At 70.9% G+C, this 22,868-nt stretch carries 13 protein-coding genes; 6 read left to right on the top strand and 7 right to left on the bottom strand.

The window, feature by feature from the left end; all coding sequences use genetic code 11:
• Positions 1–234 precede the first annotated feature (234 nt).
• Positions 235–3,180: a PA14 domain-containing protein gene (locus tag D7V97_RS02695; protein ID WP_158623253.1), complete on the top strand. Its 2,946-nt coding sequence runs from the start codon at positions 235–237 to the stop codon at positions 3,178–3,180.
• A 71-nt stretch (positions 3,181–3,251) separates the two neighbouring features.
• Here the strand turns inward: D7V97_RS02695 and D7V97_RS02690 are convergent, their stop codons facing one another.
• The 5 genes from D7V97_RS02690 to D7V97_RS02670 all read right to left on the bottom strand — a co-directional run bounded on the left by D7V97_RS02690 (position 3,252) and on the right by D7V97_RS02670 (position 13,305).
• Complete coding sequence (locus tag D7V97_RS02690; RefSeq protein WP_120609000.1) at positions 3,252–4,334, bottom strand: fatty acid desaturase; 1,083 nt, start codon at positions 4,332–4,334, stop codon at positions 3,252–3,254.
• A 26-nt stretch (positions 4,335–4,360) separates the two neighbouring features.
• Complete coding sequence (locus D7V97_RS02685; RefSeq protein ID WP_120608999.1) at positions 4,361–10,762, bottom strand: type I polyketide synthase; 6,402 nt, start codon at positions 10,760–10,762, stop codon at positions 4,361–4,363.
• Between the two features lie 23 nt (positions 10,763–10,785).
• Positions 10,786–12,246 carry an SDR family oxidoreductase gene (locus D7V97_RS02680; protein ID WP_120608998.1) on the bottom strand — a complete coding sequence of 487 codons (1,461 nt, stop codon included), beginning with the start codon at positions 12,244–12,246 and terminating at the stop codon, positions 10,786–10,788.
• A gap of 73 nt (positions 12,247–12,319) precedes the next feature.
• The gene (locus tag D7V97_RS02675; RefSeq protein WP_120608997.1) at positions 12,320–12,829 is read right to left on the bottom strand and encodes a hypothetical protein; all 510 of its coding nucleotides are present in this window, start codon (positions 12,827–12,829) and stop codon (positions 12,320–12,322) included.
• Entirely contained in the window at positions 12,826–13,305 is a 480-nt protein-coding gene (locus D7V97_RS02670) for a hypothetical protein (RefSeq protein ID WP_147444660.1), read from the bottom strand. The genes D7V97_RS02675 and D7V97_RS02670 overlap by 4 nt, the downstream gene beginning before the upstream one ends.
• Before the next feature lie 396 nt (positions 13,306–13,701).
• Here D7V97_RS02670 and D7V97_RS02665 point away from each other — a divergent pair, with 396 nt between their 5' ends.
• Positions 13,702–14,889, top strand: coding sequence for a serine hydrolase (locus D7V97_RS02665; protein ID WP_120608995.1), 1,188 nt, complete (start codon positions 13,702–13,704; stop codon positions 14,887–14,889).
• Here D7V97_RS02665 and D7V97_RS02660 read toward each other — a convergent pair.
• Complete coding sequence (locus D7V97_RS02660; protein ID WP_120608994.1) at positions 14,828–16,327, bottom strand: DUF1570 domain-containing protein; 1,500 nt, start codon at positions 16,325–16,327, stop codon at positions 14,828–14,830. The two genes, D7V97_RS02665 and D7V97_RS02660, sit on opposite strands and share 62 nt — an antisense overlap.
• A 298-nt stretch (positions 16,328–16,625) precedes the next feature.
• Between D7V97_RS02660 and uvrA the strand changes: the two genes are divergently transcribed.
• Entirely contained in the window at positions 16,626–19,169 is a 2,544-nt protein-coding gene (uvrA, locus tag D7V97_RS02655; protein ID WP_120609030.1) for an excinuclease ABC subunit UvrA, read from the top strand.
• Between the two features lie 7 nt (positions 19,170–19,176).
• Here uvrA and D7V97_RS02650 read toward each other — a convergent pair whose 3' ends face one another.
• On the bottom strand, positions 19,177–19,947 hold the full coding sequence (locus D7V97_RS02650) for a DUF4382 domain-containing protein (RefSeq protein ID WP_120608993.1): 771 nt from the start codon (positions 19,945–19,947) through the stop codon (positions 19,177–19,179).
• Positions 19,948–20,245: 298 nt separating this feature from the next.
• Between D7V97_RS02650 and D7V97_RS02645 the strand changes: the two genes are divergently transcribed.
• The 3 genes from D7V97_RS02645 to D7V97_RS02635 all read left to right on the top strand — a co-directional run.
• Positions 20,246–20,818 carry an RNA polymerase sigma factor gene (locus tag D7V97_RS02645; protein ID WP_233582474.1) on the top strand — a complete coding sequence of 191 codons (573 nt, stop codon included), beginning with the start codon at positions 20,246–20,248 and terminating at the stop codon, positions 20,816–20,818.
• 3 nt (positions 20,819–20,821) lie between these two features.
• On the top strand, positions 20,822–21,607 hold the full coding sequence (locus D7V97_RS02640) for a hypothetical protein (protein WP_120608992.1): 786 nt from the start codon (positions 20,822–20,824) through the stop codon (positions 21,605–21,607).
• Positions 21,594–22,868 (top strand): caspase family protein (locus D7V97_RS02635; protein ID WP_120608991.1); only part of this gene is annotated, 1,275 nt, incomplete at its 3' end. The genes D7V97_RS02640 and D7V97_RS02635, both read left to right, overlap by 14 nt.

The following is a 22,868-nucleotide window of genomic DNA, read 5'->3' as shown; positions in this document are numbered from 1 at the left end:
TCACCGCTCACACACCCGGGCACCGGCTGGTCGGCCGCCTGACATGCGCCGGGTCTCCAGGCGTCAAGCCGCTACGACCCGCGTCCAGTGGCCCCCCGGACGAGGATGACCGGGTGCGTCGTCGAACTCGTGGGTCCGCAACAAATCACCGGGTTTAACGAGAATGTCCTGTTTTATGAGAGTGCCGGGTCGTTCATGACCTGCCCCTCCCTTCTGAATGGAAGAACATCCCTGATGAACGCTCCCTCCCCCCGAATGGACTGGCGCCGCGCGCGGGTCCTGCTGCCCGTGCTGCTGTCCGTGGCCTGCGGCGAAGCACCGTCCCCTTCCGAGTCACCTGACACCGAGGCGTTCGCGCTCGGCACCCCCGTCACGGTGTCCTTCCAGGATCAGGTGTCGCCCTCGGCGGCGTACACCGGCGCGTCGGACGCGACGCTCCTGGAGAGCACCCCCGGCACCAACCTGGGCGCGGACGCGACGATCCGCCTGGACCGGGACTACCCCACCAGCTCCGGCCAGGTGGGCAACGGCCTCCTGCGCTTCGACCTGGGCGCCATCCCCGCCAACGCGACGGTGCAGTCCGTCCGGCTGACCGTCTTCGTGAAGAACTCGACGACGGGCGAGGGCTACTTCGTCTACGGCGCGGGCCGGCCCTGGAACGAGGCGCAGGCCACCTGGACGAACGCGACCAGCACCACCGCCTGGGCCACGGCCGGCGCCAGCGGCGCTTCGGACCGGGGCGCCACGTCCTTCGCCACGCTCATCCCGGGCGCGACGGGCAGCTACGGGGTGGACCTCAACGCGGCGGGCGTCGCGGCCGTGCAGGGCTGGGTGCAGAACGCTGTCACCAACAACGGCTTCGCGCTGGATGCCAACACCAACCTGGATGGGCTGGAGCTGGACTCGTCGGAGTCCGCCACCCTGGCCAACCGCCCGAAGCTGACGGTGACCTACGCGCTGCCCGACTCCAGCGGCGGCACGGGCCTGCTGGGCCAGTACTTCACCGGCGCGAACTTCCAGGCCCTCACCGTGGAGCGCACGGACCCGACGGTGAACTTCGACTGGGGCACGAACGCGCCCGTGTCAGGGATTCCGGCGGATGGCTTCAGCGTGCGGTGGACCGGCCAGGTGATGCCGCTGTACTCGCAGACCTATACGTTCTTCACCCAGAGCGACGACGGCGTGCGCCTGTGGGTCAACGGCCAGCAGCTCGTGAACAACTGGACCGACCACGCCTCCACGGAGAACAGCGGCACCATCGCGCTGACGGCCAACCAGAAGTACGACATCCAATTGGAGTACTACGACAGCGCCGGCGGCTCCGTCGCGAAGCTGTCCTGGGCGTCCGCGAGCCAGCCCAAGCAGATCATCCCCGTGGACCAGCTCTTCCCCGCCCCGGCGCAGCAGCCGGGCAACCCCGGCCTCACCGGCCTGGACAACACGGGAAAGACCATCCCTGACACCGACTACGCGATTCCGGCGGGCGCCATCTTCCTGGCGACGAACGGCAATGACAGCAACGCGGGGACGCAGGCGGCCCCGGTGGCCACGCTCAACCGCGCCATCGCGCTGGTTCCGTCGGGCGGGACCATCGTGGTGCGCGGCGGCACCTACCGCGACTGGTACAACAACGGCGCGGGCAACTACAAGGTCGCGACCAGGCCGATGACGCTCCAGGCGTATCCGCACGAGCAGCCCTGGTTCGATGGCACGGACCTGAAGCCGGCCTCCGCCTGGACGGCCGACGGTGCTGGCCACTGGTCCATGGACTGGAGCACGCCGTCCTTCTGCAACGGCGGCTACTACACGTACAAGTACGACGCCCAGCCGACGACGAACACGGGGCCGTGCGCCCACTTCGATATGTACGGCGACCCGGCGAACCCCGCCGCGGGCGACCCGCAGATGGTCTTCATCGACGGGACGTACGTGCACGAGGTGAAGACGCTCGCGGAGGCCACGCCGGGCAACTTCTTCTACGACTGGACCAACCGCCGCATCTACATCGCCACCAACCCCACGGGCCACACCGTGGAGGTGGCCGCGCGGCCCATCGCGCTCGTCCTGGGCGGCACCGGCTACTCGCTGAAGGGGCTGGGCTTCCGGCGCTACGCGACGAACGAGTACAGCGGCACCACGAGCGCGGCCGTCTACATCGGCGCGACGAACGGGTTCGTGGAGAACTGCGTCTTCACGCAGATGGCCGCGGGTTCGCTCAGCCTGAAGCCCCAGGGCGGCGTGGTGCGCCGGTCCGTCTTCGCCAGCAACGGCTTCACTGCCATTGGCTCGAACGGCTCCACCAACTCCAACCCGGTCGTCCCGGACGGGCTGCTGCTGGAGGAGAACATCGTCAACGCCAACAACACGGAGCGCTTCGGCACCAACTGCTCACGCTCCTGCGCGCAGGCGGGCGTGAAGATCGCGCACATGAATGGCTTCACGGTGCGCAACAACGTCTTTGAATACAACCTGAACGGCGCGGGCTTCTGGTGTGACGAGGACTGCCGCGGCGGCGTGATGGTCGGCAACATCTCTCGCAACAACAAGATTGGCATCTTCTACGAGGTGTCCGACACCGGCATCATCGCGTCCAACCTCATCTATGACAACACGTACGCCGGCATCCAGACGTGCTCCGCCAACACGAAGATCTACAACAACACCCTGGTGGACAACGCGGCCATCAGCATCTGGATCTACGACGACGCGCGCAACGAGCAGGACCGGCGCGGCTCCGACATCGGGCCGGACACGGCGAACGTGGACGTGTCGAACAACATCATGTCGGGCGGGAACATCACGACCCTCAAGGCCTCGCGCTCCGACAGCAACTTCACCAACACCGGCCCCAACGTCTTCTTCTCCGGGCTGGACTACAACAGCTACTACCGCTCCGGCGGCAGCGGGAAGTCGCTGGTGAACTGGGTGGACACGGGCGGCGTGAACTACACGTCGCTGGCCGCGGTCCGCGTCGACCGTGGCTGGGAGACGCACGGCCACGACCTGGCGTCGGGCGGTGACCCGTTCTTCGTGAACCAGGCGCTGCGCAACTACGTCGTGCGCCCCTCCAGCGTGGCGTACAACAGCGGCAAGCCGCTGCCCGCGGACGTGGCCCAGGTGCTCGGCGTGCCCGCCGGCACGGTGACGAGCCGGGGCGCGTTGAACTGGCCGGGCCGGTAGCTCCGTCTTGAGTTGAGTCCGCAGGGCCCGGAATCGCGAGGTTCCGGGCCCTGTGTCTTTTCAGCGAAGGCTCACGGCGCGGGGGCTTCCAATTGCTGGCGCAATTCGCGGGTGGTCATCACCGGGGTGCCGTCCCGGCCCATCAGGGTCTGTCCATCCGCCGAGTAGAGCGCCGGGCGCCGGAAGAGCATGCGCAGCGCGTGCCCGTGCGGGAAGACGATGGAGGCCCGGGGGTTCAACTCCCGCAGGTGCTTGCGCAGGAGCGGGGCGTACCTGGGGCTCTGCGCCGGGAAGATGTGGTGCTCCTGGTGGTAGCTGAAGTTGAAGTGCAGCCAGTTCAGCAGCGGGTGCGTCTCCACGCTGGCGGTGTTCACGAAGGGGTTGTCCGTCTCCTCCGACGCCGGCAGCAGCCAGTGGTTGGTGGCGATGTAGATCATCAGCGAGATGTTGCCGATGAAGAGCGGGAGCACGAGTGCGTAGAACGCGGCCCGGGGCCCCAGCACCCAGCCCAGCGCGCCCCAGCCGGCCGCGACGAGCAGCGTGAGCACCCGCTCCCGCATGCGGTGGAAGTGCACGTGCTGGAACGCGGGCAGCCGGCAGTGGTGCCAGAGGAAGGCCTGCCCCTGGGCGGTGAAGAAGACGCTGAAGCTGATGAAGCTGAGCCAGGAGCCCGACCCCGGCGAGATGGCGTGGAACAGCTTCGCGAACACCTGGGTGTGCCAGTCCGTCCGCCGGGGCAGGACGTCCGGGTCGCGGACGAGGACGTTGGCGGCGCTGTGGTGCGCCTGGACGTGCCAGGCCCGCCAGTTGCCCGGGGTGACGAGGAAGGGAGCGAAGCCGACCCAGCCGATGAGGTTCTCCATCGCCCGGCTGTGGAACACCGAGTGGTGGAGCGCTTCGTGCGCGGCGAGGCCCACGGCGGTGATGAGCTGTCCGAGCACGAGCGCGATGAGGAGGCAGGCCCAGACCGGCAGGGGCTGCGTCCCGAGGGCGTAGATGAGGGCCGCCATCACGGGCACGAGGCCGAGCGCGATGATGCCGCGCAGGGGCTGCCGCTCGAAGGCTTCGGGCGGCAGCACCCGGCGCAGCTCTGAGCGAAGCCGCTTGGGGTCATCCGCGGGGAAGGCAACCACGGGGGAAGGGGAGTCGTTCATGGGGTCCTCCAGGAAGGTGGGGGGCTTCAGGCCATGGGACGGGCGATACCGCCTTCGACGAGCATGCGCAGGCGTCCCGCGTCGTCGTGCGCCGCCGCAGTTCCGCACTGGAGGACGTCCCCCTCTAGGCGCGGGGCGAGCGCCTTCAGGGAGAGGTGGCGGGAGGTGCCGCCACTTCCCGCCGCCACCAGGTCCCGGTCGAACGTGGTCCGCTGGACCTGGATGGGCGCGAACACGTCGCCGGAGACTCCCGCGACGTGCATCGCGCTCAGCCGCAGGGCCGCGTCCAGCACGAGCGCGGGCACGCTGCTTCCCGCCTCCCAGGGGGCTTCCGGCAGGCCCAGCCGCGCGAAGCGGGCGGTCCGCTCCAGCCGGATCTCCTCCAGGCAGTCGAACATCTTGCGCAATTCAATCGGGGAGCCGGTGGCGCAGTGCGGGTCGTGCACGGCGAGGCCGTGGCCTGACGCCATGGCCGCGTCGAGCTGGGGCGGGGCCCGGGGAGGCTCCGCCGTCAGCGTGAAGCGGGCCTCGGCGTAGACGAGGTCGCGTTCGAGCACCACGCCGGAGGCATGGGTGATGTCGCCGGTCAGCCGGACCTGGACGCTGTGGCGTCCGGGGGCGTCCCCGAGCGGGGTGCACTCGGCGCGCAGCGACTGGCGGCTCCCCGGCTTCACGCGGATGAAGCGGGAGAACCGGGCATCCTCGATGGTGACGGTGCGCAGCTCCGGCCGGGCATCTCCCAGCGCCGCCTGGAGCATCAGGTCCAGGGCCCATGCGCCCGGCAGGGTGGGGGTGCCACGGACGAGGTGGTCCTCGAGGCAGGGGACGCTCGCCGCGTCGACCACGATGTCCCGCCGCGTGGGTCGGGGCGGCTCCGGAGGCGGCGCTCGCGTGGCGAGGACCTCCAGGTTGTAGAAACCACGCTCGCTCTCGGTGAGCTGCACGTTGATGGGCTGGCACGGGCGGCCGTCCACCAGTTGCAGGAAGAGCTCCTCACCCTCGTCGGCGCGGATGCCGCGCAGCTTGCGGCTGGCCCCGAGCACCCGGTACTCCGAGCCGCGCGTCATGCCGATGCCGTCCCAGGCCAGCCAGCCCACGCTGCACCAGCGGACCTCCTGGCTCGCGTCACTGACCCAGGCGCAGAGCCGGTCCAACGCCTCATTGGCCGCGCCGTAGTCCGCCTGGCCGTCGTTGCCGATGAAGCTGAAGGCCGACGTCAGGACATGGAAGGGCACGGGGCGCTTGAGCCGGCTCGCGCAGGACTCGCGGAGGTTGCGCAGGCCCAGCAGCTTGGTGTCCAGCGTGCTCCGGAGCTCCGAGAGGCGCCGGCGGTTCAGCTTCTTGGACACCTGCGTCCCGGCGCCGTGGACCACCAGGTCCAGCCTCCCGTGCTCGCGGACGAGCTCCTCCACGACCCGGTCCACCTCCTCGGGCCGGGTGACGTCCGCGACCCGGTAGAGCATCTGGCCCGGAAGCCGGGTGAGCCCGTCGAGCGTGGTCCGCAGCTCCCGCACGGCGAGGTACCGCTCGAAGCGTCCGCGCAGCGCGGGCATCCGCTGGGTGCGGTCGCGGGCCAGCTCGGAGGCGTAGAACTCCCGCTCCACGTTCCCCAGCTCCTCGTCGCGTGCCTGGAGCACGCGCTTGGGGGCTTCGGAGGGGTCGCTCCGCCCGACGAGCACGACCTTGCAGCCGTACCGCTTGAGCAGCGCCCCGGCGAGGACCGCGGTGACGCCGCGTCCGCCGCCCGTGAGCAGGACCACCGAACCGGAGTCGAGTCCGGTCGCCGGCTGTGACGGGACCTCCGTGGGCTGTAGCAGTCGGACGCAGCGCAGGGGGCCGTCGAAGCAGACCTCGACGGGAGCGCTGTCGTCCTCCCCGCCCAGCTCCGAACCCACGCGGTCGAGCGCGGCTGGGAGCGGGAGCGGGCTGGTGGAGAGGGCGCGGATGCTCCGCGCGGGAACCTCGCGCCCCAGTGACTTGAGCATGCCGGCGAAGAGTCCCGTCACCGGATGCAGGGTCCGGCGCGGGCCGACACCTCCGATGCACAGGCTGGCCAGCTCCACCGCTCCAGAGGTCAGTCCGGCATAGGCACGCCGCGCGGCGAGGAAGAGCAGTTCCAGGGCCTCATGGCGCAAGGCCGTGTCGGCGACCACCGAGGACTCGCCCGCGTTGGACTCCATCCGGCAGACCGCGAGGATGACTTGCGGCTCGAAGCCGAGCGCATCGAAGCCGGCCTCCGCGGTCTCCTCTCGCGAGAGGTCGATGCCGTGGATCCGCTCCCCGGCGTCGGAAGCGCCCGCGAGCAGGATGCGGTAATCGGAGCCGCACAACGCCCGAGCGTGGGGCACAAGCTCGCGGGCCAGGGCTTCGTCCTGAGCGATGAACAGCAAGCGCCGGCCGTTCAGGCGTGACTGCCTTTGCGTCGGGGCCGGACGCTCGACGAGCACCGGCGCGTGGTAGCGGATGGGCGCCGAGTGGTCGAAGCCTTCGGACGTCTCCGTGATGGACGCTGCGGAGGGCACCTCGGTGGGCTGGACGCCATTCCCGGGACGGAGCTGAAGCTCCATCCGGATGCCGGTCGCTGCATCCGGATGGAAGCGCAGCGTGGTGGCGCGGCCTTCGGAGGCGGCCCGAATCGCCCGGAGGACTTCCAGGGACTCCGCCGCCGAGTGGGGCGGAAGCGTGACGTGCGGCCCAGTCCCCTCACCGGCGGACATCCGCAGGTGACACAGGGGCTTCAGGCCCCGCTGTTCCGCCTTCGCGACCGTGGTGATGGCCAGCATCGTCATGCCCTCTTCGGGCGTGGACGCGGCCGGCCCCTCTCCGGGACGACGCACGTGGGGACTGCCCACGAGCACCAGGTCGAACCCACTCGCCAGCAAGGCTTGTGAGGCGCGCAGCGACGCGGCCAGCGAGCTGGCTCCCGCGTCCACCACGAAGTTGGGCCCCTTGGTGTCGAGCGCTCCCGCCACCCGTCCCGGCGTGACGTTGGGCATCATCCCCTGGAGGGTGTACGGCCCCGAGGGACGCAGCGTGCCCATCACCGCTTCATGCAGGCGGTCCGACAGTGCGAGGACCGGAGCGGACTCCGGTGCGTGGCGGACGTGCTCGCGCAGCCGTCGCCGCGTGGACGCGGCCAGCACGCGGCAGGTGGCCTCCACACCCCGGCGCGTCTTCCCCTCCAACCCCAGGACAATCGCGGTCCCCGTGCGCAGCGTGTCGAACGCCCCGAGCTTCTGGACGACGCTGCTCGCGACGATGAGCCCCAGGTGCTGCGTGAAGTCCATGTCCTCGGTGATGTCCGGCAGCAGCCGCACGGACGTCGGCAGGCGGAGGGCCCGCATGTCGAAGCGCGCGCCCGGTGCGTCCGGCACTCCCGCCACCGGGGTCCCGCGTGCATCCGGAAACAAGCCCTCCGCGGACACCACGACGAGTCCATCCCCAGCGGAGGGCGCGACCCTGGCGCGAGCCGCGAGCGGCCCACCCCGGTACTCCTCCAAAAGCAGGTGCGCGTTGGTGCCGCCGAAGCCGAAGCCGTTCGTGGCCGCCCTGCGGGGATGGTCCCCGTTCTCCGGCCACGGCTGCTCCCGCGTGCTCACCACGAAGCCCGACCCCAACGCGCGCAATCCGGCGCCGGGACGGTCGAAGTGGGATTGCGGCGGGAAGCGCCGGTGCTCCAGCGCCTTGCACAGCTTGATGACCGAGGCGGCGCCCGCGGCCCACCCCACATGGCCAATCAATGCCTTGACGCTGGCGAGCTGGAAGTCGGCGCGCTTGCCGCCGAAGACCCGGCCAATCGATTGCAGCTCGGTGGTGTCCCCGGCCGGCGTGGCCGTCCCGTGCGCCTCGATGTATTGGATTGAACCGGGATCGACCCGGGCCGCCGCGTAGCACGCCTCCATCGCGGCCACCTGCCCGTCCGCGCGCGGGACGTTCGCGGAGCTGCTGCGGCCGTCGCTGGAGAGCCCCGCGCCACGGATGACCGCGTAGACCGGCAGTCCGGCCGCGACCGCTTCCTCCAGGCGCATCAGCCCCACCACGCCCGCGCCCTCGCCGAAGATGACGCCATCCGCGCGCTCGTCGAACGGACGGCTCCCCGTGGCGGAGAGCCCCTTGAACTGGGAGAACAGGCAGCTGTTGCCCGGGCCCGGAGAGAACACTCCGCCCGCGAGCACCAGGTCGGCCTCCCTCCGCTCCAGCGCCTTCATCCCCAGCGCGATGGCGTAGAGCGAAGAGGCGCAGGCCGCGTCGAGCAGCATCGTGGACACGCCAGGTCCCACCACGTCCGTCACCACTGCCTGGAGGGTGGGGTGCGGCGCCAGCTCCGTAGACCGCGCTCCGACGCCGAGGACCGTCCGCAGCGACCGCGCCAGCAGGTCAAGCTCCGAGGCCTTCTCGCCCCGTTCGCGGAGCAGGGCCTCTCCCGCCTCCAGGCACAGCGCATCGTCGTACTCGGGCGAGCCGTCCGCGGTGGAGCCCAACAGACACTGGATGCGTCCAGGCGCGCGCGGCGCGGTGGAGCGCAGGACTCCCATCGCCTGCGTGAGCGCGATGGCCAGCAGCTTCTGCTCCCGGCCGTAGTGCTGGAAGCGCACCGGATCCATCCCGGGAGGCGGCACGAGGTCGGCGTCGTGCACGCGCCCCGTGAGTAATGTGTACGTGCGATCCGGCGTGACGGCCGGGCCCACGAAGTCCACCACCTGGTCGGGGTGGTGCACGCCTGTATCGACGATGCCGCTGATGCCCTGCTGGATGTTCTTCCAGTAGGCCTCCGGATCCTTCGCGCCACCCGGAAGCATGCAGCCGAGCGCCACCACCGCGATGACAGGCTCCACGTCAGGGCCCGCCTCCCGCGTGACCGCGGGCGCTTCGGCCTGGGCTGGGAGCAGGCCATCCACCGACGTCAGCTCCACCTTCGTGTCCGAAGGGACGATCTTCTGGACGATGCGCGACAGCCGCCCGCCCGTCCCGCAGTCCACGAAGCGGGTGCAGCCCGCTTCCACCAGCGTCTCCACCGTGCCGAGGAAGTCGAACGGACGCACCAGATGCGACGCGAGCGCCCCGGCCAGCTCCCTCCGGGCGCCGGCATACACGCGCCGCTCGATGGGCGAGTAGATGGGGCCGCGCGGCGGGTGCACCGTCATCCCCGCGAGGCCTTCCCGGAACGCGGTGACCGCGGGGGAGAGGCTCCGGTGGTGGAAGGGGTAGCGGCTGGAGATGAAGGTGAGCCCCTTGCCCTGTCGCTCCAGGAAGGCGCGCAGCTGCTCCAGCTCCGCGCGAGGCCCCGCGACCACCGTCTGTCGCGAGTGGTTGCGGCCGGCGACCTCCAGGTTCCGGGCCCCGCACTCCGCCAGGGCCCGGACGGTCTCCGGTTCAGCCAGGGTGACCGCCGCGAGCGTGCCCAGCTCCTCGGAGACTTGCTGGAGCGCCAGGATGCGCCGGCAGACCACCTCCGCCCCCGTGCGCAGGTCCAGCGCCCCGGCGGCGGTCATGGCCGCGATCTCCCCGAAGCTGTGCCCCACGAACACGTCCGGCCGCACGCCCTGGTGCTGCATCCACCGGGCGCCGAGCACGCCCGACAGGAAGATGCCGAGCTGATCCAACAGCGGCGCCTGCTCCAGCGCCCGTGTCACCGCGGCGACGTCCTCCGCGGAGAGCAGGGGCGTCACGTCGATGCCCAGCGCCAGGCACGCCTCGGAGACGGTCGCCAGCTCCTCCCGCAGCTCCGGCTGGAGCGCCTTCAACCGCAGGAAGAGGGGCGGCTCGAACGTGCCCTGGCCCGCGAACAGGAACGCCGTCGCCCCGGCGGGCAGTTGCAGCAAGCTCGCTGGCTCCGAAGCCGCGGGCAGGGGCTCCGTCGGAAGGGTGACCCGCCGCGAGACGCCGCGCGTCCCGGTGTCCGCCAGCAGGGTCCTCGCCAGCTGACGGACGGCCTCCGGGAACAGTGAATTGACCGCGCCCCCGCCTTGAAGCGCGCGGTCGCGGAAGCTCTTCGGGCCGTCCGGTTCATGGATGCCCGCCAGCGAGTCGAAGCTCTTCTGGAAGGACTCCGGGAAGGAGCACAGGGTGCCCTGGGCCTTGCTGGCGCAGAGCACGGTCTGGTAGCCGCAGGCCACCGGCGTGCCATCACTCTTGAGGGTCCGGAAGCAGAAGCGCAGGGAGACCTCGCCCCGCTCCTCCAGGGTCGTCAGCACCACCAGCCGGTCGCCCAGGTTCGCCGGGGCGAGGTTGCGCGAATAGCCCTCGTAGGTGAGCAGCAGCACCTGATCGAAGTCGCGGCGGAACTCCGGCACCTCGAACGCGTGCGGGCTGAAGAGCAGGTGCTCCCGCCCGGCGCACTGGAACTTGAAGTTGGTGAGGAAGTGATGGCTCCCGTAGGCCATCGTGTCATCGAAGTGGATGTCGTACGGGACGGCGAAGAATTCCATGGCGGTGGCTCCCGGTGCGACGTTCAGGACAGGCGAGCGACAGGCAGGAGCCCGTCCACGGTTCCAGAGAGGCCGGCGTCCACCACCCAGATGGCGCCGTTCACACGCTGGGTCTTCGGCCCCAGCAACAGCTCGGTCACGTCGGCGACGTCGTCCGCGGTGCACAGCCGCCCGCCGGGCGTGGCCGCCTCCCAGCGCGCGACCCGCTCCGGCGCGTCGGGGAACATCCCCAGCAGCTCACCGTGCACGGGGCCCGCGGACACGCAGTTGGTGCGGATGCCCTGCGGGGCCAGCTCCGCGGCCAGGTAGCGCGTGAGCGACTCCACGCCCGCCTTCACCACGCCCTGGCACCCCAGGTCGTGCATGTAGCGCTGGGACATGGAGGTCGACATCGTGACGATGCTGCCGCCCCCGCGCGCGGCCATCAGCGGACGCGCCCGCATCGCGCACTCATAGGTGCCCGTGATGCAGGTGCGGAACGCCTTGTCCCAGTCCCTCGGTGAGATGCGGTCGAACGGACCGATGAGCCCGTTGGACGCGTTGCACACGAGGAAGTCCAGCCCGCCCAGCTGGTCCACCAGCGTGGAGAACATCCGCTCCAGGTGCTCCTCCTGCGCGACGGAACCCCACAGGTGGAGCGCCTTCCCCCCGGCTTCGACGATGTCCCGCGTCGTCTTCTCCCCGTCCTCCCGCGAGTGGAACGAGTTCACCACCACCGTGGCCCCCGCCCGCGCGAGCCGCGTGGCGATGACCCGGCCAATGCCCTTCCCCGAACCCGTCACGAGCGCGACCTTGCCCGCGAAGGGCAGCTCCGTCCGCGAAGGCAGCGGCGCGGGCGCGACGTGCACGGCCGCAGCACGAATCGCCACGGGCGACACGGAGGCCGCGGGCATCACGGCGCGCGCGGCCTCGCAGATGGCGGCCATCGTCCTCGGACGCACGGCGGGCTTCGGGCCCTCGCCCAGCCCCAGCTCCTTCACGAGCACGGCCATCACCTCCGCCTGCTTCACGGAGTCGATGCCCAGCTCGTCCTCCAGGTCCGCGTCCAGCGTCAGCAGGTCCTCGGGGTAGCGCGTCACCCGAGCGAACACGGCGCGCACGCGTGCCTCGAGCTCCGGTCCGGTCCGGAGCGCGGAGGCCACCGGCGCCACGGCGGGCGGCGCCACTGGAGCGGACACCGGCACGACGCGCGCGGGGACCGGGGAGGACTCCGCGAGCACCTCCGTCACCAGCCCGGCGATGGCCCCGAGCGTCCGCGCCTTGCCGCCCTTGGGCAATCGCTCCGGAGGCAGGTTGAACTCACGTCCGACGACCGCGGCGATCTCCGCGAGCTTCACGGAGTCGATGCCCAGCTCGTCCTCGAGCTGCGCGTCCCCCGTGAGGATGTCGAGCGGATAGCGGGTGACGGAAGCGGCGCACTGACGGACCCGCTCCAGGATGTTCGAAGGCGCCCCAGCGCCCTGCTGCGAAGAATGTGCGGACATGCTGACCCCTGCCTGTTCACTGCCTGGCGGGGGGCAATGTGCAGCGGGGGTCTGACACGCCCTGGAAAAAGGACTATCCCGGTTGGGCTGGAGTCTCGTGCGCGGACCGCCGCCAGCCCAGCCCCAGCGCGACCAGCAGCGCCGGCAGCGTGAACAGGTCCGTGACATCCACGGTGTGCCGCGTGGGCAGCACCCCGGGAATGCGCGTCCCCCCAAGCCAGGCCCTGAGCACGTGGAAGGGCCATTGCAGCCCCCCCAGCGCCCAGCTCCACATATTCCCCGCCTCCACCGAAACCTTCGTCGCGCCGAAGCACAGCCCCGTCAGCAGCACCGCGCCCACGAGCACCGCGCGCGAAGGCCGGAAGGCGCGCGCGCGGCGGCTGACGGCCTGCTCCCAGAGCGCCTGGAGGAGCACCGGGAACATGGCGAGCCCGGCGACGTCGGAGAGCTTCCCCGTCCACCACGACGGCCAGCGTTCCTTGAAGACGTGGTCGTTGAGGATGAGCAGGACCACCGCCCCCAGCATCACGGGGTGCAGGAGGCCGCTGCCGGGGAAGGGCTTCGGGTCGCGCGGAAGGGTCACGGCGCGGAGATGCTCACGTTGAAGCCCGCGGGCACTTCGTCCATGCCCCTCACGGCGGCATCGGCCATCGTCTTCCACTCGAACCGGACGGTGCCCCGGGGGCCATCGGGCTGCATCTCGAAGCGCACGTGCGTGAGCCATTCACAGGGTCCCGTGAGCTCGCAGTTCGTGTCCAGTGAGCCGAACTCCTCGTACTCCTGCGTGTCGCTGGCCGGGGGGAAGGTCTGCACCGTGCGCGACTCGGAAGACTCCTCCCCTTCGAGCAGGGAGACACGGATCCAGGGCCGCGTCTTCTCATTGGGATCCGCGGGGGTCCACCGGGCGACGAGCGACGCACGTACGTTCGCTTCGACGACGTCGGAGTGCTTCTCCGTGGAGCTCACCCGGACGACGATGTCGCGCGTGGTCTGCGGCGCCTCGGTCGTCAGGGTCACCGGCTCGCCGACGAACTCCGGGGAGAAGACGGAGTCAGACATGAGTTCGGACGTAGCCACCGTGCCCGCGCACGCCGCGATCAGGACCAGCCGTGCCGCCCAGTGCAGGAGTCGGGGACGCGGCGCCGGGGTGGGGGAAGACGTCTCCAGGGAAGGGGACTGCGTCGTTCCATTCATGGCTGCGAAGTGACTTTCTCTCCAGGGGGCCGGCCACGCCCTGGATCCAAGACCGGTGTTGCGTGCGCGACACGCTCAGCAAGCCGGATGCCATGTCGCGCACAGAGGGGAACCCGGGCCACGCATGCTTCGCGCGCCCCACCTTGCATGACACAGTTGTCACATCCGGCGCGTCTTCCCGGACCAGCACGGGCGCGTGGCGGCACGAGCAGTGCAACGGTCACGCGGCGCTGAGCAATGAAACCCCAGGGCGGTGAGCCGATGTTCCAGCGAATGGTGTTGTTGTCGTTGATGTGTCTCACCGCCTGCGGAGGGAGTCGGGTGCCCACGGGCCCGGGCTCTCCGCCGGATGCCACCGAGGACGGCTGGGCCGTGGCGTCCTTCGAGGACCAGGGCGTCCAGCGCTCCTGGTTCGACTGGCTGGAGCACGACATCCAGGAGGGCACGGTGGAGATGCCGGACGCGGTGGTCGTCGCGCGGGACGGCAAGCTCCTCTACGAGCGCTACTGGAACGGCTTCACGCGCGACGAGGCGCACGACCTGCGTTCGGCCACCAAGAGCCTCACGTCGCTGCTGGTGGGCATCGCGCACGAGCGCGGCATCCTCCCGGACCTGGACGCGCCCGTGCTGTCGCTGCTGCCGCACCTGCTGCCCGTCCGCAACCCGGACCCCCGCAAGGAGCGCATCACCTTGCGCCACCTGCTTCAGATGCGCTCGGGCCTGGCGTGTGACGACTGGGACCCGAAGTCGCCGGGCAATGAAGAGGAGATGTATGACACGGATGACTGGGTCCGCTTCATGGTGGATGTCCCCATGAAGGACGAGCCGGGCACCGTGACGCACTACTGCACGGGCGGCGTGGTGCTGCTGGGCGCGGTCCTGGAGCACGCCAGCGGCAGGACGGTCACGGACCTCTCCCGGGAGTGGCTGTTCGCGCCGCTGAAGGTCCAGGACTTCGCCTGGGAGGCCGCGGGCAAGAAGGGCACGGACACCGGGGGCCACCTGCGCCTGCGCCCGCGCGACTTCCTCAAGGTGGGCCAGGTGATGCTCGACGGCGGGAGGTGGCAGGGCGAACGGCTCGTCTCCGCGGAGTGGGTGGCGGAGTCCAGCAAGGCGTTGGGGCCGCTGGGGGACGCGGCGTACGGGCACCTGTGGTGGAGCGGCCCCATCGTCATCCAGGGCGTCACGGTGGAGGTGTTCTTCGCGCGGGGCAATGGGGGCCAGTACGTCCTCGTGGCGCCCTCGCTGGGGCTCACCGCGGCCTTCACCGCCAGCCACTACAACGAGGCCGGCTCGGTGCTGCCGCTGGTGCTGTTCGGGCGGTACGTGCTCCCGGCGGTGCTCGGCTTCGAAAGGCCGGGGCCGGGAGCGGCGGCCTCGCCGGGGCCTACCCGGACTTCGCCGTCGGCGCAGCCGGGGCCGGGACGCACTTCGTCTCGAACTCGGTGAGGCGCCGCTTGATCTCCTGGCGCGCTTCGTCGGACGCGCGCTCATGGAGCATGTCGAGCGCGCGGCGCTCCATGGCCACGGCCTCCGGGCAACGTCCGGACTGGAAGAAGAGGGCCGCCTGGGTGTCCAGGATGAACGCGTTCCCGGGCGACAGCCGCACCGCGCGCAGGGCGGACGCGAGCCCCTTCTGGGGCTGCAGGGTGCGCGCGTAATACCAGGCGAGGTTGTTGTGGGCGTTGGGGCTGTCCGGCAGCAGCTCGGCGGCGCGCGTGCGGGCCTGCTCCTGCTGGACGGACAGGTCGCCTTGCGCGTCCAGCGCGGAGGCGAGCAGATCCCACGCGCGCCCGTCCTCCGGGTGCTTCTCCACCAGCAGCTGGGCGAGCTTCAGCCGCTCGGGCTTCTCCAGCTTCTCCGCCCGCATCCGCTGGGCCTCCACATGGGTGGGGTCCTCCTTCAGCGCCTGATCCAGCTCCAGGTCCAGCTTGCGCTGGCGCTCCGCCGGGGCCGTGCTTCCCGGAGCCTCGGCGAAGAGCAGGCCTCGGATGACGTGCACGTCCGCGGGCTCCAGGGGCCGTGTCTGGGTTTGCGTGGGCACCGGCGGCAGCGGCTGGGTGGTGATGGCATAGCGCCCGAGCCGCACGTAGTTGGTGATGGCCTCCTGGTATTCGAGTTCCCCTTGAAACGCCGCGGCGAAGGCGCGCCGGGGCTCCTCGCCCCTGGACAGCCGGCCCTGGAGGGCGCTGAAGCGCTCGCCCTGTTCGTTGATGAGGTAGTGCACCCACAGCCAGGCCGAGGCGTAGTGGCGCTGCAGCTCCGCCGTGCTCTGCTGGGTCTTCCCGTCCCACTGCCACAGCTCTTCCAGCGTGAGCCAGCCGTGCGCGCGCACATACGCGAGCATGGGCAGGCTGGCCCGGCCCAGCACCACGTCGCGGGTGCTGGGCTTGATGGTGACGGTCTCCAGGTAGGAGGCCAGGCCTTCCGAGATCCAACGGGGCTGGCGGGGCAGGGCAAAGGCACTCAGGTAGTGCGCCAGTTCATGCGCCTGGACCCCCTTGTCGCCGGGGGCGTCTGGCAACAGGTAGCCGCCATCTCCCGTCATCACCATCCGCGGCCCGTCGGGCGTCTGTCCCGCGTAGCCCGCGAACTGGCCGCCGGTGAACTCCTCCAGGTCGCGGGGGTTGCTCAACAGGACGACCTCCACGCTGCCCGGCGGGTCGAAGTCGGGGCCCCACGCCAGCAGGAGCGCGCGCCGGAACTCCTCCAGCTCCACCGCGGACTGGGCCGCCGCCTTCTCTTCCAGGTTCGTGCGCACGCGGAAATGCGTGCTGCGCACCTCGCGCCAGGGACGCCCTCCCTCGGCGGGGCACAAGGCCCTGCTCGCCGCGCAGCCTGAAAACAACGTCAATGCCAGCCCCAGGATCCCCAAACGCAATGTCATGGGGCGGCTTCTGTCATATCCAGCGGATGAAAGACAGAGGCCCCCACGCAGGCGCCGCGTGTCGGGCTTTTCCTCGCTTCCCCTCAATCACTGCTCAATCCTTCCAAGGCCCGGCCGGGTCCACGGTCACCCTCACGCGCACCGGGGAGCGGCGGAGCGCGGGGATGGTGCCCCGAGGCCCTGCCGGGCGCCGCTGTCGTCTTCCGGACGGTGAACCGGGGCGCGCATCGGGATTCCGACGGGGGCGCGCGCGTCGTGGATGACCGTGCCCCTCGGGGTGGGCACCTTCCGCTCCGGCATGGCTCCTCCCAAGACGAACCGCACCCGTAGGACTCCCGACCTCGCAGGCTTCGTGCGCGTGCGCGGGGCCCGTGAACACAACCTCAAGCACGTGGACGTGGACCTCCCGCGCGATGCGCTGGTGGTCTTCACCGGCGTGTCCGGCTCCGGCAAGTCGTCGCTGGCGTTCGGGACGCTGTACGCGGAGGCGCAGCGGCGCTACTTCGAATCCGTGGCCCCGTATGCCCGGCGCCTCATTGATCAGGTCGGCGTGCCGGAGGTGGACTCCATCGACGGGCTTCCTCCCGCGGTGGCGCTCCAGCAGCACCGGGGCGCGCCCACGTCGCGCTCGTCGGTGGGGAGCGTGACGACGCTGTCGAACTCGGTGCGCATGCTGTACTCGCGCGCCGGCACGTACCCGCCGAAGCTGGGCCGGCTGGACTCCGACGCGTTCTCGCCGAACACGCCCGCGGGGGCGTGCCCGAAGTGCCACGGCATCGGCCGGGTGTTCGAGGTGACCGAGCGCTCGATGGTGCCCGACGACAGCCTGAGCCTCCGCGAGCGCGCCATCGCCGCGTGGCCGCCCGCGTGGCACGGCCAGAACCTGCGCGACATCCTGGTGACGCTTGGCTACGACATCGACACGCCCTGGCGCGACCTGCCGAAGAAGGACCGGCAGTGGATCCTCTTCACCGACGAGCAGCCCGTCGTCCCCGTCTACGCGGGCTTCACCTCCCAGGAAGTGAAGCGGGCCATGGCGCGCAAGGAGCCGCCCAGCTACATGGGCACCTTCACCGGCGCGAAGCGCTACGTGATGACCACCTTCGCGACCACCCAGAGCGCGATGATGAAGAAGCGCGTCGCCCGCTACATGGTGAGCAGCGATTGCCCGCTGTGCCAGGGCAAGCGGCTGCGGCGCGAGTCGCTGTCGGTGACGTTCGCGGGGCTCGACATCGGTGAGCTGTCCCGGCTGCCCCTGGACCAGGTCGCGGACCTGCTGCGGCCCACGGCGGAGGGGAGGGCGCAGGGAGCAGAGGCGCTGGCCCGCGAGCATCCGGAGAAGGCCATCGTCGCCCAGCGCATCACGAAGGACCTGCTGGCGCGCATCCAGGTGCTCACGGACCTGGGCCTGGGCTACCTGTCCCTGGAGCGCAGCACGCCCACGTTGTCGCCCGGGGAGCTGCAACGGTTGCGGCTCGCCACGCAGATCCGCTCCAACCTCTTCGGCGTGGTGTACGTGATGGACGAGCCGTCCGCGGGCCTGCACCCGGCGGACACGGAGTCGCTGCTGACGGCGTTGGACCGCCTGAAGGACGCGGGCAACTCGCTGTTCGTGGTGGAGCACGAGGTGGACGTCATCCGCCACGCGGACTGGATCGTCGACGTGGGGCCCGCCGCGGGTGAGCACGGTGGGCGCGTGCTCTACAGCGGACCGCCGGAGGGGCTCGCGAAGGTGGAGGCGTCCCGGACGCGGCGCTACCTCTTCGAGGAGGAGGCCGTGCGCCGCCGCGCGCCGCGCAAGGCCACCGGGCGTCTGCGATTGGAAGGCATCCGGCGCAACAACCTGCGCGGGCTGGACGTGGACTTCCCCCTGGGGGTCTTCACCACCGTCACCGGCGTGTCCGGCTCCGGCAAGTCGAGCCTCGTGAGCCAGGCGCTGGTGGAGCTGGTGGCCACGCGGCTGGGCCAGACGTTGACGCCGGAAGAGGAGGAGGGCGAGCCGCTGGACCGCGAGCCGACGGTGGCCAGCGAAGGGCACATCGCGGAGGGGATGCATGCGCTCAAGCGGCTGGTGACGGTGGACCAGAAGCCCATTGGCCGCACGCCGCGCTCCAACCTCGCGACCTACACGGGCCTGTTCGACCACGTGCGCAAGCTGTTCGCGGCGACGCCCCTGTCGAAGTCACGGCGCTACGGCGCGGGCCGCTTCTCCTTCAACACCGCGGGAGGCCGCTGCGAGACGTGCGAGGGCGAGGGCTTCGTCAGCGTGGAGCTGCTCTTCCTGCCCAGCGTGTACGCGCCGTGCCCCACCTGCCACGGCACCCGCTACAACGCGAAGACGCTGGAGGTGCGCTACCGCGAGCGGAACATCGCGGAGGTGCTGGGCATGACGGTGGACGCGGCGTTCGACTTCTTCACCGAGGAGCCGCCCCTCGTGCGCGCGCTCAAGGTGCTGCGCGACGTGGGGCTGGGCTACCTGCGGCTGGGGCAGCCCGCGACGGAGCTGTCCGGCGGCGAAGCCCAGCGCATCAAGCTGGCCACGGAGCTGCAACGCACCCAGCACGGCGACACGCTCTACGTGCTGGATGAGCCCACCACCGGCCTGCACCCAGCGGACGTGGACAAGCTGATGGCGCAGCTGGAGGGGCTGGTGGACGCGGGCAACACCGTCATCGTGGTGGAGCACGACCTGCGCGTCATCGCCGCCAGCGACCACGTCATCGACGTGGGGCCCGGCGCGGGGAACGCCGGGGGCCGGGTGGTGGCGCAGGGCACGCCCGAGGAGGTGGCGCGGGTGAAGGAGAGCCGCACCGCGCCGTACCTCGCGCGTGTCCTGGGGTGACTCAGGCTCAGCCCTTCGAGTCGTCGTCGCCGCCGTGGTCGTCGTCGGAGTCCTCGCCGCCGTTCTTGTCGTCGTCGTCGAAGGCGTCGATGGAGCGGTGGAGGTTGTTCTCAATCTCCGAACGCGCGCTGCTCTCGCGCGGATCCAGGCGCTTGCCGCCCTCGCCGGTGAACCAGCTGCTCGGATCGATGTTGATGGTCACGTTCTGGTCGTCACCGTCCGTGACGGTGAAGCTCGCCTCGCGCTCCTGCTCCACGCGCACGCTCGACACGAACTGGAAGGCCGTCCCGTCGATGTGCCCGTCGACGATGATGGAGGCCTCCTTCTCCGCCAGCTCCTTCAGCGCCGCGTTGTCGCCCGCCTCGGTGACGGAGACCTTGCCGATGTCGAATTCAATCTCATCGTAGGTGCCGGCCTCCACGCTCACGTCGCGCAGGCGGACCACCTGGCCTTCCAGCGCGGTGCCGGTCAGGTCGATGAGGAAGGCGCCCGTGCGCTGCTTGAACTCACCGTTGTCGTCGTCGGTGGACGTGCCCGCGTCATCATTGGTGGCGTCGTCGTCATGGTGGCCCTCGCGCTTGAGCTCCAGCTCGCGGACCGACAGGCGCACGCGCTCCACGGTGATGCCGTTGGACACGGTCAGCCGCTGCTCGGCCTGACGGGTGAGACCGGCGCCGGAGACCGCGCTGCCCAGGCGGGTGCTCAGCCCCACGGAGGTGGTCCCATTGCCACACGCGGACAGCAACATGATGGACGCGAACAGACCGATGAACCGCATGGCTTGTGTCTCCTGGAATCGGAGGGGTTTCGGACTCCCCTCCCGCTGAAAAGAAGGAGCACGGCCGCGAAAAACGGCCACACGCGGGGATTTCCGTCCCGCATTTCCGGGGCCGCCCACACGCTCCGCGCGGGCCGAATGGATGGCCGGTGTGGCCGGAAAAGCCCCCCGTGACTCCTTCCCTCCTGACGGAGTACTGAACGGGAGCCATGGCTTGCATCCCCATCCCTGCATCGGTGGTCACCCCGGGGCGTCGTCCCGAGGGCAGCTTCCGTGTTGGGCACGGGAGGGCGGCGCCGTGACGGAGCAGGAGATGGCGGAGTGCATTCGCCGCGCGGCCCGCGGTGATCAGCCCGCGTGCGCTCAGCTCTACCAACGCTTCCACGCCTCGGTGCGCCGCGTGGCGCAGGGGTACGCGGCATTGGGCACGGCGGAGGTGGAGGACGTGGTGCAGGAGACCTTCGTGCGGGCCTTTCGCGAGCTGCCCCGGCTCCAGCACCCGCGCGCGTTCAGCGGCTGGCTGCTGACCATCGCCCGGCACCATGCCTACGCGCTCAGCCGGGGCGCGAAGGCCCGGGAGCGCGTGGAGGAGAGCATGGCGCGTGAAGCCGAGGTGACCGCGCCCGCGCTGCCTCCCTCGCTGACGTTGGAGCGGCGGGTGGCGGTGGTGCGCGCGCTCATCGAAGAGCTGCCCGAGGGCCCGGAGAAGGAGACGGCCCGCCTCTTCTATCTGGAGGGGGAGCTGAGCGCGCGGGAGATCGCCGAGCGCCTGGGCCTGGGCAAGAGCGCGGTGACGATGCGCCTGGAGCGCTTCCGCGCCCGGGTGAAGCGCGAGTTGCTGGCGCGGCTCTTGGCCGCGGAGGTGGGGTGAGCCATGGATGAAACCGGCAGACACCTGGACGCCGAGAACCAACGGGCGCTGGAACAGCGGGATCCGGAGACGGTGCGGTACTTCGCCGCGCACCTGGCCCAGCCGTGCGAGACGTGTGAGGCGTTCCTCGCCCACGAGGACGGGGCCCCGGACGACGCCTTCGGGTTGGAGGCGCTGGCGGACGAGGCGCTGGTCGAAGTCTCGAGCAGACCCGCGCGAGAGGACGCGGTCGGCTGGGCGCGGGTGCGCCGACGGTTGAACGCGCCCCGTCGTGCCTGGCTGTCCGGAGGGCTTGCGGCCGTGGCCGCCGTGCTCCTGGCCATCCTGGTGCGGCCGGGAACCGGAACCCCGGAGCGTCCGTCCACGCAGCGGCTCAAGGGCGGTGCGCCCCTGGTGCTGGAGTTGATGGCGGCGGCGCGGCTGCCGGACGGTGAGGTGCGCGCGGTGCCCGAGGACGCGGTGCTCCCGCCCCAGGCCGTGGTGCTCCTGCGCTACCACGCCAGCGAGTCCGCCAACGCCCTGCTGGTGCGCGAAGCCCCCGGCGTGCCTCCGCAGGTCTTGGGACGCCACACGCTGACCCCGGGCACGCACGACCTCCGGGACGGCGAAGACCTGGCGGGTGTGTCGCTGGAGGATGAGCAGGGCCTGGTGACGCTGGTGCTGGTCGCCTGGCCGGAGGGCTCGGATCCCGCCGCGCTGGAGGCGGTGATGGCGGGCGGACAGGTGCCTCCGGACGCGGTCCAGGCCCGGCTTCGCCTGCGGGTGGAGTCGGGGCATGCTGCGCCCTGAGGAGCCGCGCGTGTCCCGCCTGTCGTTCATCCCCCTGGTGCTCGTGCTGGCGGTGCTCGGCGCGTGTCGCACCGTGGCGCCGGCGGGCGAGAAGGGCCGCGCGGTGCGCGTCCGCCTGGACGACGGCGTGCTGGCCACGGCGCAGCAGGGCGAACGGCACGCGCTGCTCATCGGCATCTCCGCGTACGCGGACCCCGCCTGGAACAACCTGCGCTACGCGGCCAAGGACGCGGACGACCTGGGCCGCGTGCTGGGAGACCCTGCGCGCGGGGGCTTCCGCTCGGTGACGGTGCTCACGCGGCCGGAGCAGACCACGCGCACCGCCGTGCTCGCCGCGCTCCAGGCGCTGGAGGCCCGGCCCTGGCGTCCGCAGGACGTCGTGGTCGTCTACGTGTCCGGCCACGGCTCGCTGGCGCGCGACGCGCGGGGTGAGTTGCAGCGCTACCTGGTGACGTCCGACACGCGCTTCCGCGACGTGGCCGGCACCGGGCTGGACATGGCGTCGCTGGAGCAGGCGCTGGAGCGGCTGGGCTCGCGCCGCCGGGTGCTGGTGCTGGCCACCTGTCACAGCGGCACGGGCAAGTCGCTGCTGCCCCCCGAGGTGCGCGACGAGCTGGCGCACACCAAGGCCCCCTTCCTGCCTCAGCCGTTGGAGGCGGCGAGCCGCGCCTCGCTCGTGCTGTCCGCCAGCGATTGGGGCGAGGCGGCGCGCGAGGACGACGCGCTGGCCAATGACATCTACACGCACTTCCTCATCCAGGCGCTCGACGGACGCGGAGACCGCAACCTCGACGGCGCGGTGAGCGCCACCGAGGCCCATGACTGGGCCCGGCGCAACACCTGGGCCTATACCGAAGGCCGTCAGCGGCCGAGCGCGCAGATCCTGGAAGTGGGCGCGGATCCGGTGCTGCTCGCTGGAGCGCTGGATCGGCCCGGTCAGCCGGAGGTCTTCTCCTACAGCGCGAGGCTGGAAGGCTTCACGCTCAAGGTGGACGGCCAGGACGCGGGAGAGCTTCCCGGCGGCCTCGTGGTGCCCGAAGGCAAGCGGCGTCTGGAGTTGCGCAAGGGCGGGCAGGTGCTGTGGGAGGACACCGTGCTGCTGCGCTCCGGCGAGCGGCGGGAGCTGGAGGCGCTGCTGCGGCCCGTGCCTGATGGCGCCCGGCGCACGGTGTCGCTGGGCGCGGGCGTGCTCGGGTTCCTCGACGGGGCGAGCCGTGAGCAGGTGTTGCCGGCGTCCGCGCTGGCGGGCGTGGGGCTGGGC

The sequence above is a fragment of the Corallococcus sp. CA053C genome, assembly GCF_003611675.1.
Classification (GTDB): domain Bacteria; phylum Myxococcota; class Myxococcia; order Myxococcales; family Myxococcaceae; genus Corallococcus.
Note: the sequence above shows the minus strand (reverse complement) of the source record. Positions and strands in the feature narration are given on the sequence as shown.